Genomic DNA, 17,549 nt, shown 5'->3' on the forward strand with positions numbered 1-17,549 from the left:
TCGGCCACCATCCAGAAACCGTGTCCGACGCGGACTCGCGCCAGATCATGGGGAAATCCTGCGGTACTTCACCGTCGAAGTAGGGAGCAGACATGATCCGCGACATGATCGATACCCACCCAATGAGCAGATACCAGCTGCGCGTTGTGGCGTTCTGTTGCATCCTGGCCGCCGCGGAGGGCTACGACATCCTCGTGATGTCCTTCGCCGCATCCGGGGCCGCGGCGGAGTGGGGTCTGCGCAGCTCCCAGCTCGGGCTCCTGCTCAGCTCGGGCCTGATCGGCATGGCCGTCGGGTCGGCAGTGCTCGCGCCGTTTGCCGACCGGATCGGACGCCGCCGGTTGTCGCTGTTCTGCCTGCTCGCCATCAACGCGGGCATGACGATCGGCACGTTCTCCGCCGACGCGGTGCAACTGGGCGCCGCCCGCGTCCTTACCGGGCTCGGCATCGGTGGCCTCGCAGCCGGCCTCCCGGTACTGGTCGCGGAATTCGCTCCGCAGGCCCGCCGAGCGACGATGATCGCCCTGCTCACCACAGGCACACCCCTGGGCGGGGTGGTCGGTGGTCTGGTCGCCACCAGCACATTCGGCTGGCGCGCCCTGTTCGCCGTCGGCATGGGACTGACCCTGTTGATGATGGTGTTCGCGCTCTGGCTGATGCCGGAGTCGCTCGAGTACCTTGCCGCGAAGAACCCGCCCCGAGCGCTCGAGCGGATCAACGGGCTCCTGCCCAAAATGGGACTCGCGCCGCTCGCGGCGATGCCCGTCGCGGACAGCGCCGCGGCCGCCCGCACCGGTACCGTGCGGGCCATTTTCTCCGGGCGCACTGGGGTTCTGACCGCGCTGCTCTGGCTGGCGTTCTTCATCGCGACCGCGTCCTACTACTTCGCCGCGAGCTGGACACCGCGTCTCCTCGTGGAAAGTGGCCTCTCCAAAGGACAGGCCGCGACTGGCGGGCTGTTGCTCAGCCTCGGCGGGGTGATCGCCACGGTCGGGTTCGCACTCCTGGCGCTGAAGGCAGACAAACGCCGACTGACGAGCGCCGGCTTCATCGGGTGTGCGATCGCCTTCGCCGCGGTGAGCGCGGTCATGCACGGCGGGCTCGTGGGCGTCCTCCTGACCACGACGTTTCTGGGTCTGTTCCTCAACGCGGCCGGAGCCGGCATGTACACCATCGCCCCGGACATCTACCCCGCCAACGTTCGGGCGACAGCCATGGGCTGGGCGGCGACCGCGGCACGAATCGGGGGCATCCTCGCGCCGGCGCTCGTCGGGGTGCTCCTCGATCTCCAGTGGACCCCGCGCGTGCTGTTCCTCCTGTTCGCTGCGCCGACCTTGGTGGCCGCGATCGCGGTCGTCGTCCGTACGCGCCCGTCCAACCCCGTCGCAGCGACGCCCCCGTCCGGCACACCGTCCGAGACCGCGTCGTCTGCGGAGACCGCGTCCTCGTAGATCGAACAACCGCGATGATCGCCATCGCCTGGTTCTGGCCGAACACCACACAAGCGAATTGAGGAGGCTCCTGTGCTGGAAGCCGCAAACGCCCCGTCGGGAAATACCGACTTGGACTCTCCCGCGACGCTCGCGTATCGAGTGGCACGCGACAAGCTGCTCGCCGCGCGGGAAGCACACGCCGATGCAGTCGCAGACTTCGCATGGCCGGCCGTCGGCGACACGTTCAACTGGGCGATCGACTGGTTCGATGCCGCGGCCCGACGCTCCGACCGCCCGGCCCTGATCATCGTGGAGGCGGACGGCAGCCGGACGCAGATCTCGTATCCGGAGATGGCGGCCAGATCCAACCAGGTCGCCAGGTGGCTCTCGAAACTCGGTGTTCGGCGTGGTGACAGCGTTCTGCTCATGCTCGGCAACCAAGTCGAGCTGTGGGAGTCCATGTTGGCGGTCATGAAGTTGGGCGCCGTCATCATGCCGACGACACCGGCGCTCGGTTCCGCGAACCTCATCGGCCGTGTCGAACGAGGCCAGGCCAAGCACGTGATCGTGGCTGCCGGCGATGCGGAGAAGTTCGACGCGGTTCCGGGCGCGTACACACGTGTCATCGTCGGCGGCACCCGCCCGGGTTGGGCTGGTTACGCTGAGGCAGAGGCATGCAATTCAGCTTCGCTCCCGCACCCTGAGACGAAGCCGGGCGACCGGTTGCTGCTGTATTTCACCTCGGGAACCACGAGCAGTCCGAAGCTGGTGGAGCACACCCAGGTCTCGTATCCGGTCGGCCATCTGAGCACGATGTACTGGCTCGGGCTGCAACCCGACGACGTTCACCTGAACATCAGCTCGCCCGGATGGGCCAAGCACGCCTGGAGCTGCTTCTTCGCGCCGTGGATCGCGGAAGCAACGGTCTTCATCTACAACTACGGACGGTTCGATGCTCATGCGCTGCTGGAGCAGATCCGGACCAGCGGGATCACCACGTTCTGCGCTCCGCCAACGGTGTGGCGGATGCTCATCCAAGCGGACCTCTCTGCGGGCCCCGGCGGCCTGCGCGAAGTCATCGCCGCTGGAGAGCCGTTGAACCCCGAGGTGATCGACCAGATACAGCAGGCGTGGTCGCGCACGCTCCGCGACGGGTTCGGTCAGACGGAGACGACCGCAGCGATCGGGAACACCCCGGGCTCTGTCGTGAAGCCGGGGTCCATGGGGCGGCCACTGCCCGGATGCCCAGTCGTCCTCATCGATCCGGAGACCGGTGAGCTCGCGGACGAGGGCGAGATCTGTATCGATCTGTCGCGGCATCCAGTCAACCTCATGAGTGGATATCAGGGCGATCCCGAACGCGCCGCGGAAGCGATGACCGGCGGCTACTACCACACCGGCGACACGGCATCCCGGGACAGCGACGGCTACATCACCTACATCGGCCGTACCGATGACGTGTTCAAGGCCTCGGACTACAAGATCAGCCCGTTCGAGCTCGAGAGCGTGCTCATCGAGCACCCCGCCGTCGTCGAGGTTGCAGTGGTTCCTGCGCCTGACCCGGTCCGCCTCGCCGTTCCGAAGGCCTATGTCGCACTGGCCGACGAGTGGAACCCGACGGCGGAGACCGCGCTATCGATTCTCCGCTATGCCCGCGAGAATCTGGCGCCGTTCCTCCGCGTCCGCCGCATCGAGTTTTGCGATCTCCCCAAGACGACGTCGGGCAAGATCCGCCGCGTCGAGCTCCGCGCACGCGAACGCGAGCAGGCGGACGGTCCGTCCCAGGCAGGGTGGCGGGACGACCAGTTCCCCGAGCTTCGGGGGAGGTCGTAACGTCGGCTTCGCCGTGTATGGCAGTCGTCGCTACGCTTCCTTGGCGTTCCCGGATTACTCGGGTAGCGGCGGGCGCTGCGGCCTTCGCCCCCGCAGCGCCGCCCGGGCGACGACCGCGACGGCAGATCGACTCGTCCAGCCCGAAGCCCTGCACGGCCGCCGGGTCAAACCCACACCCGAGATCGCGAACCACGACCGCAGCGCCGCTCTTGTGGTCCCTCGCGACAACTTCAACGGAAGTCGTTTCTGCGTGCCGTAGCACGTTGGTCAAAGCTTCCCGAACAGCACTTGCCAGCTCAACAACGACTGGTGGCCGTAACTCCACCGACAGTCGCGTCACGTCGAGGACCACTGTGAGCCCCTTGGCCGCGAACTCATCGACGAGGATATGCAGGCGGTCTACGAATCCCGCGACGCATAGTGCCTCATCCTCCCGAAGAGCCTGGCTCAGCGCGTTCGCCTCGGTCTTGGCGAGGCGACCGATCTCGGTTAGCTCAGCGACCCCTCTGGAGTGCGGGTCCCCAGTGCGCTGCACGATCTGAGCGAGCGTCTGAAGCACAGTGTCGTGTAGATCGCGAAGAGCATGCACGCGTTCCTCGGCGCGCCCCGTTCGCAGCCACTCGGGCCTCGGCGAGCCTGGAGCCGCGGTGTGCCATCGCACGAATGACGAGCAGCACGACGACACCGGCAATCAGCCAGCCCAGCCCGACCAAGGACTTGGACTGCACCGACAGCAGTGAGCGGCGCGTCGTTGACAAGCGCCAAGGCAAACTGCATTGCAACGCCAGCCACAACGAACGCGATACCCATCCGTAGCCCTCGAAGGCACGTCCAGACAACCACCGTTCCCATCGTGTACATCCAGAAGACGTCTCGCCCTGGCAGCAAGAATGTGTGTGCGGGCAGTGAGGTTCCCCCCGGGATCCGGACACCGGGGTTTTATGCCGCGAGGGCGATAGGTTGACGATAGCTGATGCGGGTTTCGTGGGGTGTTCGGTATCCGAGTGTCGAATGTAGACGGTCGTGGTTGTAGTAGCTGAGGTAGGCGAACACTGCCCGGCGGGCGTCGTCGCGGGTGGCCCAGACTTGGGTCCCGATCTCGGTTTTGAGGGTCGCGAAGAACGACTCGGCGACGGCGTTGTCGTAGCACGACCCGACCCGCCCCATCGACGGCCGCATACCCGCCGCCGTGAGTGCGGCGCGGAAGGTCGAGGAGGTGTACTGGGAACCACGATCGGAGTGGAAGATCGCATCAGCACTGGTCAGACCACGTCCCACGGCGAGATCGACCGCATCGCATACCAACTCGGCACGCATGTGCTCAGCCATCGCGTGACCGGCCGCTTCCCGGGTATGCAGGTCCAGCACGGTCGCCAGATACAACCATCCTTCCTGGGTGGGCAGGTAGGTGATGTCGCCGACGAACCGCTCGCCGGGAGCGTCGGCGGTGAAGTCCCGGCTGATCAGGTCTGGTGCCGGTGCGGCGGTCGTGTCCTGCTTGGTCAGGGACCGGCGGCGCCGGCGGGTCAGCCCGACGATCCGGCGCTGGCGCATGATCCGTTCAACGCGTTTGTGGTTGACCACCCGGCCCCGGCGGCGCAGTTCGACGGTGACCCGCGGGCAGCCGTAGCGCCCACGGTGCTCGGTGTGGACCTCGGCGATCTCGGTGGCCAGTTCCTCCTCGGTCGCGGCGTGCGCGGCCCTGACAGGGGCGGCTGCGATCCATTCGTAGAACCCGGGGCGGCGGACACCCAGGACCCGGCACAGCAGTGCGACAGCGAAGCTGGCGCGGTGTTCGGAGATGAACCGGTAGCTGCAGGTCAACGACCCATCTCCTTCGCGAAATAGGCGGCCGCTTTCCGCAGAATCTCCTTCTCCACCTCCAGTTCCGCCACCCGCTTACGCAGTGTCCGCAGCTCGTCCTGATCGGCGCCCGACACAGCGGACGGTTGCCCGGCCTGCTTCTCGGCGGTCTTGACCCAGTTGCGCAGGGTCTCGTGGTTCACGCCCAGGTCGCGGGCGACCTGGCGCAGCGGACGATCAGAGTTGCGGACCAACTCGACTGCGTCCTTGCGGAACTGCTCGGGATACTTCGACGGACGTGGCACCAGGACATCCTTCCCCAGACCACTGTCTGGGCTCAGAGTGTCCGGCCCGAAGGGGGAACCTCACAGCACCAACGTGGTCCAGACGTTTAACCCCACCGCGAACACCGGATCACCGATGATGGAAACACGGGATCGCAAAACATTATTGACCCGACCGTTGATCCCGCCAACTACTAGTACTGTGTTCGCCACCATGCCAATAAGTAGCGCCGCCAGGTAGGCTTCAGCAGCACTGCCAATGATGCTGTACGCACCCGCGAGTGCAGTCGGCATCATTAGCGCACGGTATCCGAACGTAGCCAGGACGAGCCAGCTTTCCGCCCGCTCGCTCATTGGTCGGGCGCGATTTAGATCGCCCTGACCCACTACCGCCGCACTCATATCTTTCTCATGACTGACAGCTGATTTTGACACGCGTCGAGGGCCATGCTCGATGAGCCTGACACGCTGGAATCTTCATTTCGCACCAAGAACAGTAACAATCGAATACGCCACCCCAGTCGCCGTTCCGACGACCATGATCGTCAAGAGGAGGCAGGCAAGAGCAGTTCGCACCGTTCGTCCGGTGTTTTCGCTGCTGACACGGATCGTCTTCGCAATCTCGCTGACTGCCTGAAGCAGAGCATTCATCGCCACTCCCGGTGGGTTCAATGTTGTCAAGAACCATGGTGACGGAGTGCGGCCACGTGCACATCGGGAGCGGTGCCCCATCGTTGGGGGGTCGGACTACCCGGTCTGAAACTAGCTGCCACCTTAAATGATCTTGACGTGTCAGCGAACCAGGCCATCGACGGCCAACCTTGCGATCCAGGAGGCGGAACTGCCGCATCGACATACGCCTCGCCCTGACTCTGGATCTGACACTTACGGTAGTCATTACGTGACAGTTCGAACCTGGACGCTACATGGTACAAGCCATGTAGCTACCCTGCGGCGTGGGTAGCAGTAACTCCAAACTGCGACCTCTACGAGATCAAGAAACAGTGATATCACCCAGAGAGGATGCATGCGTTCACCTTGCTCTGATCAGAGGTGAAGCCAGTGAAGGACTTGAGGTACTCGATGTTGTCATCGACCACCGGAACGGGGGGCGCGGGCCAGTCCGTTCCGAACAGCACGTGATTCAGGTCGGTGACCTCGAGCGTGGGCAGCAAGGAGTTGCGGCTGCCGGCCAGCGCGGTTTCGTAGTAGAAGCCTCGCAGCACCTCGGCGATGTGGTCGGCGTCGATGGCCGCGTCCTGTGGGGCCAGTCCCACCTGGCTGTGCGCGGCGGTGCGCCAGCCCAGAGTCGGCAGCGCGCCGCCGGCGTGGGCGAGGATGAGCGTCAGGCCGGGTGGCGCTGGAAGACGCCCCGGTAGATGGCGTTGACCATGTTGCGCGCGATGTCCAGGGGGAACTCGACGATCGAGCCCACTCGGCCCATGTCGAGCACGTCGATGTGCGGGCAGTTCTCGGGGTGGACGAAGACCGGGGTGCCGCGGCGGGCCAGCTCGGCGAGGATCGGTTCGAAGAACGGCTCTCCGACGTACTCGCCCTTGGCGTTGGAGGGCAGGACCACATCATCGAGTTGAAGTTCGTCGAGGGCGTACGCGATCTCCTTCAGCGCATCCTCGGGCGCTTCGAGGGGTTCGCGGCGAGCGAGGTAAACGGCAGTCATTGGTGAAATCGGACCTCTCGCCTGGCTCGATGGCTACTTCAGTAGCGCTTCGATCACTTGAGAGGACTTGGCTGTCGCAGCTAAGGGACGTCTCGTAACCCGGTGCGGGACTGGCGGGGTCGATAGTCGATCATGTTGGTGTGGTGCAGGTGATCACAGCGTCGCGGCCGGAGTGGATTACCCCGTTCACCGGGCTGGAGCCAGGCCAGTTCCGCAAGCTCGTTCGGCTGGTCGCGAAGCGAGGCGGGGACGAGATCGCGGACGGTCGCCAGGGCCGGCAGTGAGCGTTGCCGCTGGCCGACCGGGTGTTGCTGGTCGCGACCTACTGGCGGACGAACCTGACGATGCGCCAGATCGGGCCGCTGTTCGGGGTGTCGCATTCCGCGGCGCACCGGGTGATCGACACGATCGGTCCGCTGCTGGCCCCGGTCCGCACACGCCGGGTGGATGCGGTCGCGATCGTGGACGGCACCCCGGTGCCCACCCGGGATCACCGGCTGGCGACCCCGTCGAAGAACTACCGCTACTCGGACATTCGTGCAGGTCGCGATCGACGACCCCCTCCAGTGTGAGTGCGCGGAACCGGTCGGCAACGTCGTCGCCGCGGAGCACAACCTCGTCGGCGCCCAGCGCGGTCACCAGCTCTGTGTCGACGGCCGAAGCATCGGCCAGCACACGCAGCCCGTCGCTCTTGGCCAGCTGCACCGCGTAGCCGCCGAAAGCACCGGCTGCACCGGTCACCGCGACGGTGCGACCGGCCAACACGGCCAGCAGGTCGAGCACGACCCGGGCGGTCAGAGCGTTCATCAGCAGGGTGGACGCGGCCGCGAAATCCACACAGGACGGGATCGGCACCACCGCGCGGGCCGTAGGCGTTCGCGATCGCGACGACCGGATCACCCGGCCGCAGCAGCAGGCGGGCTGCCATGTCCTTCGCCGTTGACCTGTGCTGGCCGACAACGTGGCTCGACTATTCTTCGCCGACTGAATATTCTCATCTGCGATGACCATCTCGATCGAAGCCGCGGAAACGTCCGAGGCTCAGACGCTGCTCGATTTCGAAACCCGGGCACCAGCCGGGATCCGCGCGGCGCTGGGCATCAGCCACGCCCGTATCGGCGGGGGCGTCGTTCTTGCCATGCGTAACGACCCGATCAGCTCATGGAGCAAGGCGATGGGCTTCGGGTTCAACGCGCCCGTGACCATCGAGCTAATCGAGGAGATCGGTGAGTTCTACCGGGCCCAGGGCGCGCCGAGCAGGGAGGTCCTGCTGGCACCGGCCGTCCTGCCCGAGGACTGGCCGGAGATCTGCGCCAGGACCGGGCTCAGGGAAGGTGTCCGCCGGGCGAAATTGGCCTGTCCTGTCGAAACCATGGAACAGCGCGGGGTCTTGCCGACCCGGGTACAGGTCGGGTTAGTGTCAGAACAGGACGCGGGTGAGTGGGGCACGACGCTGGTGCGCGGCTACGGCGCACCAGTCGAGGAACTGGCCGGCCTGTTCACGGCGCTGGTCGGTAGGCCCGGCTGGTCGGCTTTCGCCGGGCGGATCGAGGGCAGGATCGTCAGCACGGGGGCGCTGTTCGTGCGCGGTGAGACCGGGCAATGCTTCGGCGGGGCGACGCTGGCCGAGGCGCGCAGCCTTGGTGGCCAGTCCGCGCTGCTGGCCGCTCGCATCCGGGCCGCGCAGGAGGCTGGTTGCCGGTGGCTGGTGGCTGAAACCGTCGCCGAGGAGCCCGGTAGCCACAACCCGTCCCTGCACAACATGCTGCGGTTGGGCTTCGAGGTCGTCTATGAGCGCAGTAGCTGGATGTTCTCAGTCGACCGGGACGGTCAATGACGAGCCTGCGCAGATGATCGGGTAGCGAAAGCCTTCGGTTACGGACGAACCGGCAGTAGGCGGCTGGGGAGCAGTCGCCACATCGTCATGGCACGAGACCGGACGGCCACGGCCCTGCCGGTCAGCGGATGCTGGAGGGCGTGGATTCGGCGCGATCCGATCCTGACCGGCGAGCCAGTGGTTCGGCAGGCCCGCAACCACGACCAGCTCGGTGGTCATGGTGCCGGCGCCACCGAGAGGCGGGTTTCGGCGAATTCCAGGAAACAGGCCTCGCGGGTCGCCGAGCAACCGGATCACCGTACGAGCGTCGTCCAGGTCGAACGCACCGCTCCGGAATTTGGGGGCGTTGAGCTTCACCGCGACAACGAAGGCCAGCGGCACCACCACCCGCACCGCGAGCAGAAACCGCGCCCGGTTGGCCGGTGATCCACCCCACTCGTCGGTGCGCCGATCTGTGTTCGGCGAAAGGAACTGCGAGATCAGGTAGCCGTGGGCGGTGTGGATCTCGATACCGGCGAATCCGGCGGTATCGGCCCGCGCGGCCATGGTGGCGAAGTGGCCGATCACCTCGTCGATCTCCGCCTCGTCGATCTGCTCGCCTGGCGAACAAGCTGGAGAACGAGCCCGCGTCGACAGGGATGTCAGAGTCCAACCATGTCGGCGCAACCGCGGCCGCTCTCACGTTGTGTGCGGCGTGCGCTGCGCCTGGCCAGGGCTCGCACGCCGTCCCGACACCCGTGTCGGCGGGCGAGTGGTGCCGGGAAACGCGGTGGAGGCCTGGCGGAAGGTACTGGGTTTGAGGTCGCGCTGGAAACCGGTGCGCCGATCGGCGCGCGGCGGCTGCTGGTGACCAGCGGGCTCACCGACGAACTTCCTGACGTGCCCGGAGTCCGCGAACGCTGGGGCGGCGACGTGATTCACTGCCCTTACTGCCACGGCTGGGAGATCCGCGGTCAGGCGATCGGGGTGCTGGCCAGCGGCCCGGTGGGGGTACATCAGGCGCTGATGTTCCGGCAGTGGACGGACAGCCTGATGCTGATTCTGCACACCACCGATGCGCCGCCGCCGGACCAGGCTGAGCAGCTCGCCGCGCGCGGGATCGAGGTTGTTCCCGGTGTCGTGGAGCGGCTTGAGATCACTGACGGCCGACAGCACGGCGTGCGGCTGCAGGATGGCCGGGTCTTCGCCCGGCAGACGATCGTGGTCGGGCCGCGCATGGTGGCCGTGTCGCCGGTGCTCGACAGCCTCGGGCTGAAGCCCGTCGCGCATCCGATGGGGAGCGAAGTCGCGGAGGTTTACGCGGCGGACCCGAGCGGCGCGACGGAGGTCAAGGGCGTCTGGGTGGCGGGCAACGTCTGCGACATCGCGGCTCAGGTGATCAGCGCGGCGGCACAGGGAATGTTTGTCGCTGCGGCGGTCAACGCCGACCTGACTTCCGAAGAGACACAAGCGGACGTAATGCGGGCTCGCGAGGTGGTGTGAATGGGAGGGGTCGCGGAGGAGAGCGGCGTGGCGGACGCCTTCACGACGGCGCTATCGGCGACGCGTGGACGGTCACATCGAAGCGCAGACTCACCGACCGGTCAGGTTCGACAGCGACGTCGAAGCGCTGGTCCTTGGATCCCAGCTATCGCGGCAAGTCCGTGGAATACACAGCCCGTCGACTCTTGTGCCCGTTGAGCGGCATCCGGGGTTTGGAGTGGTCCTGGCCAGCGCGGTGCGGATCTGTCACGGAAGCCAATGAGGTAGCCGCGGCGTCGGAGGGCACGGCCCCCGGGCCAAGAACGAGCGGCTCGCTGAACCGCCGCACCTGGCCGCTGCCGGTGGACCCGGTCCACCGGCAGCGCTGATATCCGACTCCGGTCGCGCCGGTACTTATCGTGTTCCCGGGGTAGGCCCGCTCGGGCGGGGTTCTCCGTTGTAGTCGCGGGCTTCGACGACACGTCCCTCTCGCACCCGGGTGACCCAGACGCACGGAGTGACCATGATGACCCCGTTCAGGGTGGTCTCATAACGGAACTCAGTGACGACCAGTTCGGGATCGATCGTGGCGTGCACCACGATGTCGACGGCACGGTGGGAGTCGGGGCGGCCCATTCGTTCGAGGAGGGCGGCGCCGTGACGGCGAAAATCGTCGTGGGTGATCAATGGCGGGATGTCCGGCTGCAGGGGGTGCAGCACATAAGTTGGTTCGGCGTACAGATCGGCGACCCGGTCCGTGTTGTCGCCCATGATCAGTCGAGTCGCGTTGTCGATCACCGCGCGCACGACCTCGGCTGGGCTTTTCGTGGCGTCGTTACGGGATACCATCTGTACCTCTTTCCATTGGAAGCGGAGTGGACACTCCGCTATGGCTCGACCATAGCGGAGATTGACTCCACTTGGTGGACGTCTTGGGTGTCCCTGGGCTTGTGAGTCCTCCTGATAGAGCGGCGCGACCGGCGTGTCCGCGTCTCACCCGTTCACCTGATCGGGCAGTTTGTTCGTCGTCCGAGCCCGTCCGCGCGGAGGACACCTCAGTGACCGGGAACCGTCGAGTTCTCCGTCGAGACCGGTGCCCGCGCGGATCGCTGGGATCGCGAACGGCTCAATCGGAGGGCAGGCCGCAGAGCCTCATCATTAGGGCGCCGCGCGTTCTCGTCAGGGTCTCTGACCAGCGCAAACAGCCAGTCTGAGGAGTTCAGAGTGAAGGTGTTCTGCGGGATCGACTGGGCCGAGGACCACCACGACGTCGCCCTGGTCGACGCCGATGGTGCCCTGGTGGCCAAGCGCCGCATCGACGACTCGGCCGAGGGCTTCGCCGAGTTGCTGGCCATGCTCGCCGACGCCGGCGACACAGCGACCGATCCGATCCCGGTGGCGATCGAGACCCCGCGCGGCCTGTTGGTCGCCGGCCTGCGCCAGACCGGGCGGCGGGTCTACTCGATCAACCCGATGGCGGTGGCTCGTTATCGCGAGCGACACAGCGTCTCGCGGAAGAAGTCCGACCACGTCGATGCGATGACGTTGGCGAACATCCTGCGCACCGACGCCCACGCACATCGGCCGCTGCCTGCCGACAGCGAACTGGTCCAGGCCGTCGCAGTACTGTCCCGCGCAACCCAGGACGCCATCTGGCGGCGATCCCGCGCCACGCAAGAACTGCGCGCCGTGCTGCGCGAGTACTACCCCGGGTTCCTCGCCGCGTTCGCCAAGGGCAGCGCCACCAACCTCGCCAGCGCCGAAGCGCGCGCGGTCCTGGTCCTGGCGCTGGCGCCGACACCCGCCGCCGCTGCGAACATCACCAAGGCGCGCATCGTCGCGGCTCTGCGTCGGGCAGGCCGTCAGCGCGGCATCGAGGCCTTGGCCGCGCAGCTGCTCAACGACCTTCGCAAGCCGCAGCTGCGGCAACCGCCGCTGGCCGAGGAGGCGTTCGGCCACCAATCCTCGCACTGCTGGCTACCCTCGCCGTGCCCGGCCGCAGGCAATCCCTCCGCAGGGGCAGCTGACCTGGCGACTGCTACAGGCGCATGCCGCGATGCTGACTCCGACGGCGGCCAGGCGAGCACGGCTGCGTTGATCACCCTCATCGCCATCGCGCTGTGGGCGCTGGGCATCGTCGCCCAGCCCTACCAGTGGTGGAAGGTCGCACCGGTAGGCCTCATGGCCGGGTTGTCGTCGCTGATGTTCCTGCTCCCGATCACCCGGTCGGTGTTCCTGCTCGACCTCGGCAACGGCGCCACCACGGCGATCGCGTTCACTTGCGCCGCGGCGGCAATCGCGCTGCTCGAGGCCGGCTGGTGGGCGGACGGCTGGCTGCGCAGCGAGAAAAGACGCGGTTGAGTGTCACCAGATCGAGCGATTTCGGCTGACGATTGCACGGCGGCCCACCGGGGCTGGGTGACGCTGCTGGCTGTACAATCAGGTCCCTTATGATCACAGACTTCCTGCTGGACAACTCGGCGCTGGTGCCAGTGGTGTTGCTCCTGATTGCGGTCGTCTGTCTCAGCGCCGGCTACCTGATCTTGCGCACCCGCCAGCACGGGCACCGAATCCTGCGGGTGCTCGTGGTGCTGTCCGTGCTGCCCGTCGTCGCGCTGACTCTCGTGCCGGCCTCAAGCCCAGCGGACTATGTGGCCTGCGTGGTCCAGTTCTCCGTTCCCACGGTGACCCGCGTGGAACTGCTGGCCAACGTGGCACTGTTTTTCCCGCCGGTCTTTTTCGCGACCCTTGCGACGCGACGACCGTTGCTGATGCTCGTGGCCGGAGCGGGCATTTCCGCGGCGATCGAGGCCGTCCAGGCCCTGGTGCCCGCCATCGGGCGCGCCTGCGACACCAACGACTGGGCGATGAACACCATCGGCACCATCCTCGCAGTCCTCCTGGCCAGCGCCACAATCGCGCTCACCAACCGCGCGGTCGTCAGGAAGGCCGCCGACGGTCACGCCGAGATCCGGCCCGGCGACCGTCTTGGACTGTGACTGAGCACCTGACCGGACGGTGCCGGCTGGACGGTCTGCCCGGCCCTGTCGGTGCCGACGGCCATGGTCGGCTGGCCGCACGAAGGACCCCTGACACGGCTTCACGCTCACCGACGTGGCCGAGTCCTACCACTGATGGCTTGCAGGCATCAAACACACGTCGATCGACGTTGAGCGGCGAAATCGTGTGACGCGCAACAGTTCTCGCGGGCCGTTGGCCCCACTCCCGGCGTCGACCCGACGATCGATCCCACCACCATCAGGCACCAGTGTGACCCACAGCTGTAGATGGCGGCTGTGGGCAGGCTGACCTGTCAGGTTGCGCGGTTTCCTGTCAGCGGCCAGTGAATACTCCCCATAGGCGGCCAGATAAGGCCCCGCTGATGGCCACCGGGTTCCCCGTGGACGGCCAGATATCTCCCCGGTAGACAGTCCGGGATGTCGTGCGGCGAGGCTGCGCGACGTGAAGAGCAGCAGGGAGATCATGGAGATCCTCGAGGCGTATGACCTCACGGGGAGTTACCGCGCCGCGGCAGAACTGGCCGGGTGCGACCACCACACTGTCGCGCGGTATGTGGCCCTGCGGGCGGCCGGCGAGGCGCCGGTGGCGCGGGAGCACCGGCTTCGCCCGATCGACGAGTACCTGCCCAAGATCGAGGAGCTGGTGGTGCGGTCGAACGGCAAGGTCCGCGCGGACGTGGTGCATCGGCGGATCACCGCGATGGGCTTCACCGGCGGTGAACGCACCACCCGCCGCGTTGTCGCGCAGGTCAAGCAGCGGCTGCGGGCCGGGCAGCGGCGGGTCTTCCGGCCATGGGTCGTGGAGCCGGGCCTGTGGTTGCAGTGGGATTGGGGCCACGGCCCGAAAATCGGTGGGCGGCAGACGCAACTGTGGTGCGCGTGGCTGGCCTGGTCACGGTTCCGGGTGGTGATCCCGGTGATGGACAAGACCCTCCCGACGATCGTGGCCTGCCTGGACACCACGCTGCGGCGGATTGGTGGTGTTCCGACGTATGCGTTGACAGACAACGAAAAGACGGTGTCGGTGGACCACGTCGCCTCGATCGCGGTCCGCAACCCCGACATCGTCGAGGTCGGCCGCCACTACGGGATGACGATCCGCACCTGTGTTCCGGCGGACCCGCAGACCAAGGGCGGGTCGGAGGCGACGGTGCGGATCGCGAAGGCGGACCTGGTCCCCACCGACACCAACCTGCTGGATGCCTATCACAGCTTCGGCGACCTGGAGGCCGCCTGCCGCGAGTTCTGCGAGCAGGTCAACGACCGGCCGCATCGCGAGACCCACCGCCGCCCCGTCGAGGCACTCGCGGAGGAACGGACGCGGCTGCATCCGTTGACCCGCAAGCCGTTCACCGTCGCGTTCGGCACCACCCGCCGCGTCAACTGGGACGGCACCGTCTCGGTCGAAGGGGTGCGGTATTCGGTGCCGCACCCGCTGGTCGACTCCCGGGTCTGGGTCCGCTTCCACGGCGACGACCTGATCATCACCGCGGTCGACGAGAACGGCCCGGCCGAGGTCGCCCGCCACGCCCGCTCGACACCGGGAAACCCGTCGATCCAGGACGAGCACTACCCGCCGCGCGCCGATCACCACGGCGATCGCATCCCGCGGGCCACCTCGCCCGAGGAAGCCGCGTTCCTCGCGCTGGGCAGCGGCGCGGCGGCCTGGCTGACCGAGGCCGCGGCCGCAGGCGTCCGCCGGATCCGCCCGAAAATGGCCGAAGCGGTCACCCTGGCCAAGCTGCACCCGGCTGCGGAGGTTGATCAGGCGCTCGGGATCGCGGCGATCGCCGGGCGGTTCGCCGAGAACGACCTGATCCGCATCCTGACCCACCACACCGGCCGCGACGCGGGCGAACCGGCGCGGGCCAGTGAGGACCACAGCCTGCAGCCGGGCACCTCCGCCTGGTCGAACTTCGGTCTTCCTGCCAGCGACAATGACTCTGAAAGTGATCTGTGATGACCTCTGGACTGCGTGTCGCCGGCTCCGCCGGCGACCCACTTGCCGAAGCTGTCGCTTTGACGAAACGGCTGAAGCTGCCGCACCTGCGGCGCGCGTTGACCGACCTGATCCCGACCGCGAAGGCGCAACGCTGGGACCCCGCGGAGGTCGTGCGGGTGCTGCTCGCGGAGGAAGCCGCTGGGCGGGACGCGGCGAACCTGCGGACCCGCCGCAAACGCGCCGCGTTCCCCGCGGGCAAGACCTTCGGCGACTGGGACGAGCAAGCCTCCTCCATCGCTCGCCCCACACAGGACTCCCTGAAGACGCTGGAATGGGTGCGGAACAAGGAAAATCTCTGCATCTGCGGGCCGTCCGGCACCGGCAAGTCACACTTTTGTGAGGCGCTCGGGCAGGCCGCGATCGAGGCCGGGCTGACCGTCGCGTGGTTCACCATCGAAGACCTCGGCGCGTTGGTCCGCCGGCACCGGGTCGATGACTCCATCACCCGCGCCCTGGCCCGGCTGATCCGCACCGACCTGATCATCATCGACGACATCGGCCTGCTGCCGGTCAGCCCCGACGCCGCCGAAGGGTTCTACCGCCTGGTCGACGCTGCCTACGAGCGACGCGCGCTGGCCGTCAGCTCCAACCTGCACCCCTCCGGGTTCGACGAGATCATGCCGAAGACCCTGGCTACCGCCACGGTCGACCGGCTCCTGCACCACGCCCACGTCGTCGTCACCCAAGGTGACAGCTTCCGGCTCGCGCAAGCCACCTCCGGCCAGGGGGTGAGACCACTGCACTGACCACGAGCTCCACCAGGCGGGGAATTATCTGGCCGCCGTTGGGGAGATCCAGCTGGCCGCCACTGGGGAGAACATCCGGCCGCCTACGGGGAGAACAAACTGGCCATTGACAGTTTCCCAGGACTTGTTGGCGTGAGGTTGCCCCCGGGATCCGGACACCGGGGTTTTATGCCGCGAGGGCGATAGGTTGACGATAGCTGATGCGGGTTTCGTGGGGTGTTCGGTATCCGAGTGTCGAATGTAGACGGTCGTGGTTGTAGTAGCTGAGGTAGGCGAACACTGCCCGGCGGGCGTCGTCGCGGGTGGCCCAGACTTGGGTCCCGATCTCGGTTTTGAGGGTCGCGAAGAACGACTCGGCGACGGCGTTGTCGTAGCACGACCCGACCCGCCCCATCGACGGCCGCATACCCGCCGCCGTGAGTGCGGCGCGGAAGGTCGAGGAGGTGTACTGGGAACCACGATCGGAGTGGAAGATCGCATCAGCACTGGTCAGACCACGTCCCACGGCGAGATCGACCGCATCGCATACCAACTCGGCACGCATGTGCTCAGCCATCGCGTGACCGGCCGCTTCCCGGGTATGCAGGTCCAGCACGGTCGCCAGATACAACCATCCTTCCTGGGTGGGCAGGTAGGTGATGTCGCCGACGAACCGCTCGCCGGGAGCGTCGGCGGTGAAGTCCCGGCTGATCAGGTCTGGTGCCGGTGCGGCGGTCGTGTCCTGCTTGGTCAGGGACCGGCGGCGCCGGCGGGTCAGCCCGACGATCCGGCGCTGGCGCATGATCCGTTCAACGCGTTTGTGGTTGACCACCCGGCCCCGGCGGCGCAGTTCGACGGTGACCCGCGGGCAGCCGTAGCGCCCACGGTGCTCGGTGTGGACCTCGGCGATCTCGGTGGCCAGTTCCTCCTCGGTCGCGGCGTGCGCGGCCCTGACAGGGGCGGCTGCGATCCATTCGTAGAACCCGGGGCGGCGGACACCCAGGACCCGGCACAGCAGTGCGACAGCGAAGCTGGCGCGGTGTTCGGAGATGAACCGGTAGCTGCAGGTCAACGACCCATCTCCTTCGCGAAATAGGCGGCCGCTTTCCGCAGAATCTCCTTCTCCACCTCCAGTTCCGCCACCCGCTTACGCAGTGTCCGCAGCTCGTCCTGATCGGCGCCCGACACAGCGGACGGTTGCCCGGCCTGCTTCTCGGCGGTCTTGACCCAGTTGCGCAGGGTCTCGTGGTTCACGCCCAGGTCGCGGGCGACCTGGCGCAGCGGACGATCAGAGTTGCGGACCAACTCGACTGCGTCCTTGCGGAACTGCTCGGGATACTTCGACGGACGTGGCACCAGGACATCCTTCCCCAGACCACTGTCTGGGCTCAGAGTGTCCGGCCCGAAGGGGGAACCTCAGCGGGAGTAGCCGAGTCTTCATGGCGGCTACTTACACGACCTTGATGGGTGGGG

General features: G+C 66.9%; 19 protein-coding genes and 1 pseudogene. 10 read left to right on the plus strand and 10 right to left on the minus strand.

Annotated elements, in window-relative coordinates; genetic code table 11:
• The first annotated feature begins 92 nt into the window (after window positions 1-92).
• The 3 genes from OG371_RS26525 to OG371_RS26535 all read left to right on the plus strand — a co-directional run bounded on the left by OG371_RS26525 (window position 93) and on the right by OG371_RS26535 (window position 4,082).
• Window positions 93-1,451 (plus strand): MFS transporter, encoded by a 1,359-nt coding sequence (locus OG371_RS26525; protein WP_329057887.1) that lies wholly within the window; start codon window positions 93-95, stop codon window positions 1,449-1,451.
• 72 nt (window positions 1,452-1,523) lie between these two features.
• On the plus strand, window positions 1,524-3,266 hold the full coding sequence (locus tag OG371_RS26530) for an AMP-binding protein (RefSeq protein WP_442875987.1): 1,743 nt from the start codon (window positions 1,524-1,526) through the stop codon (window positions 3,264-3,266).
• Window positions 3,267-3,929: 663 nt separating this feature from the next.
• Window positions 3,930-4,082: a hypothetical protein gene (locus OG371_RS26535; RefSeq protein WP_329057888.1), complete on the plus strand. Its 153-nt coding sequence runs from the start codon at window positions 3,930-3,932 to the stop codon at window positions 4,080-4,082.
• 123 nt (window positions 4,083-4,205) lie between these two features.
• Here the strand turns inward: OG371_RS26535 and OG371_RS26540 are convergent, their stop codons facing one another.
• From OG371_RS26540 to OG371_RS26565, 6 genes are all read right to left on the minus strand, one after another.
• Complete coding sequence (locus tag OG371_RS26540; protein WP_329057889.1) at window positions 4,206-5,090, minus strand: IS3 family transposase; 885 nt, start codon at window positions 5,088-5,090, stop codon at window positions 4,206-4,208.
• Window positions 5,087-5,374 carry a transposase gene (locus OG371_RS26545; RefSeq protein WP_329057890.1) on the minus strand — a complete coding sequence of 96 codons (288 nt, stop codon included), beginning with the start codon at window positions 5,372-5,374 and terminating at the stop codon, window positions 5,087-5,089. The genes OG371_RS26540 and OG371_RS26545 overlap by 4 nt, the downstream gene beginning before the upstream one ends.
• Window positions 5,375-5,434: 60 nt before the next feature.
• Entirely contained in the window at window positions 5,435-5,650 is a 216-nt protein-coding gene (locus OG371_RS26550; protein WP_329057891.1) for a hypothetical protein, read from the minus strand.
• Window positions 5,651-5,830: 180 nt separating this feature from the next.
• Complete coding sequence (locus OG371_RS26555; RefSeq protein ID WP_329057892.1) at window positions 5,831-6,004, minus strand: hypothetical protein; 174 nt, start codon at window positions 6,002-6,004, stop codon at window positions 5,831-5,833.
• 359 nt (window positions 6,005-6,363) lie between these two features.
• Window positions 6,364-6,702 (minus strand): hypothetical protein, encoded by a 339-nt coding sequence (locus OG371_RS26560; RefSeq protein ID WP_329073273.1) that lies wholly within the window; start codon window positions 6,700-6,702, stop codon window positions 6,364-6,366.
• A complete protein-coding gene (locus OG371_RS26565; protein ID WP_329057893.1) occupies window positions 6,699-7,031 on the minus strand; it encodes an amidohydrolase family protein in 333 nt (110 codons plus the stop codon). The genes OG371_RS26560 and OG371_RS26565 overlap by 4 nt, the downstream gene beginning before the upstream one ends.
• Before the next feature lie 140 nt (window positions 7,032-7,171).
• Between OG371_RS26565 and OG371_RS26570 the strand changes: the two are divergent.
• Both OG371_RS26570 and OG371_RS26575 read left to right on the plus strand, forming a co-directional pair.
• Window positions 7,172-7,561 (plus strand): annotated as a pseudogene (locus OG371_RS26570) (helix-turn-helix domain-containing protein); the annotation flags it as partial.
• 473 nt (window positions 7,562-8,034) lie between these two features.
• Complete coding sequence (locus tag OG371_RS26575; RefSeq protein ID WP_329057894.1) at window positions 8,035-8,868, plus strand: hypothetical protein; 834 nt, start codon at window positions 8,035-8,037, stop codon at window positions 8,866-8,868.
• Here the strand turns inward: OG371_RS26575 and OG371_RS26580 are convergent.
• Complete coding sequence (locus OG371_RS26580; protein WP_329057895.1) at window positions 8,845-9,534, minus strand: oxidoreductase; 690 nt, start codon at window positions 9,532-9,534, stop codon at window positions 8,845-8,847. The two genes, OG371_RS26575 and OG371_RS26580, sit on opposite strands and share 24 nt — an antisense overlap.
• Here OG371_RS26580 and OG371_RS26585 point away from each other — a divergent pair.
• Window positions 9,523-10,350 carry an NAD(P)/FAD-dependent oxidoreductase gene (locus OG371_RS26585; RefSeq protein ID WP_329057896.1) on the plus strand — a complete coding sequence of 276 codons (828 nt, stop codon included), beginning with the start codon at window positions 9,523-9,525 and terminating at the stop codon, window positions 10,348-10,350. The genes OG371_RS26580 and OG371_RS26585 overlap by 12 nt on opposite strands.
• 393 nt (window positions 10,351-10,743) lie before the next feature.
• On the opposite strand, the gene OG371_RS26590 is transcribed toward OG371_RS26585, so the two are convergent.
• On the minus strand, window positions 10,744-11,127 hold the full coding sequence (locus OG371_RS26590) for a nuclear transport factor 2 family protein (protein WP_329057897.1): 384 nt from the start codon (window positions 11,125-11,127) through the stop codon (window positions 10,744-10,746).
• Window positions 11,128-11,553: 426 nt separating this feature from the next.
• Here OG371_RS26590 and OG371_RS26595 point away from each other — a divergent pair, with 426 nt between their 5' ends.
• The 4 genes from OG371_RS26595 to istB all read left to right on the plus strand — a co-directional run bounded on the left by OG371_RS26595 (window position 11,554) and on the right by istB (window position 16,097).
• Entirely contained in the window at window positions 11,554-12,690 is a 1,137-nt protein-coding gene (locus OG371_RS26595; protein ID WP_329057898.1) for an IS110 family transposase, read from the plus strand.
• 89 nt (window positions 12,691-12,779) lie between these two features.
• Entirely contained in the window at window positions 12,780-13,328 is a 549-nt protein-coding gene (locus OG371_RS26600) for a VanZ family protein (RefSeq protein WP_329057899.1), read from the plus strand.
• 463 nt (window positions 13,329-13,791) lie between these two features.
• Entirely contained in the window at window positions 13,792-15,309 is a 1,518-nt protein-coding gene (istA, locus tag OG371_RS26605; protein ID WP_329057900.1) for an IS21 family transposase, read from the plus strand.
• Window positions 15,309-16,097: an IS21-like element helper ATPase IstB gene (gene istB / locus OG371_RS26610; protein WP_442875988.1), complete on the plus strand. Its 789-nt coding sequence runs from the start codon at window positions 15,309-15,311 to the stop codon at window positions 16,095-16,097. The genes istA and istB overlap by 1 nt, the downstream gene beginning before the upstream one ends.
• Before the next feature lie 166 nt (window positions 16,098-16,263).
• Here the strand turns inward: istB and OG371_RS26615 are convergent, their stop codons facing one another.
• Together OG371_RS26615 and OG371_RS26620 are read right to left on the minus strand one after the other, a co-directional pair.
• Complete coding sequence (locus OG371_RS26615; RefSeq protein WP_329057889.1) at window positions 16,264-17,148, minus strand: IS3 family transposase; 885 nt, start codon at window positions 17,146-17,148, stop codon at window positions 16,264-16,266.
• Window positions 17,145-17,432, minus strand: a complete 288-nt coding sequence (locus OG371_RS26620) for a transposase (protein WP_329057890.1) — start codon at window positions 17,430-17,432, stop codon at window positions 17,145-17,147. Before OG371_RS26620 ends, OG371_RS26615 begins: the two co-directional genes overlap by 4 nt.
• Window positions 17,433-17,549: the final 117 nt, after the last annotated feature.

This window comes from Amycolatopsis sp. NBC_01480 (assembly GCF_036227205.1).
Lineage (GTDB): Bacteria > Actinomycetota > Actinomycetes > Mycobacteriales > Pseudonocardiaceae > Amycolatopsis.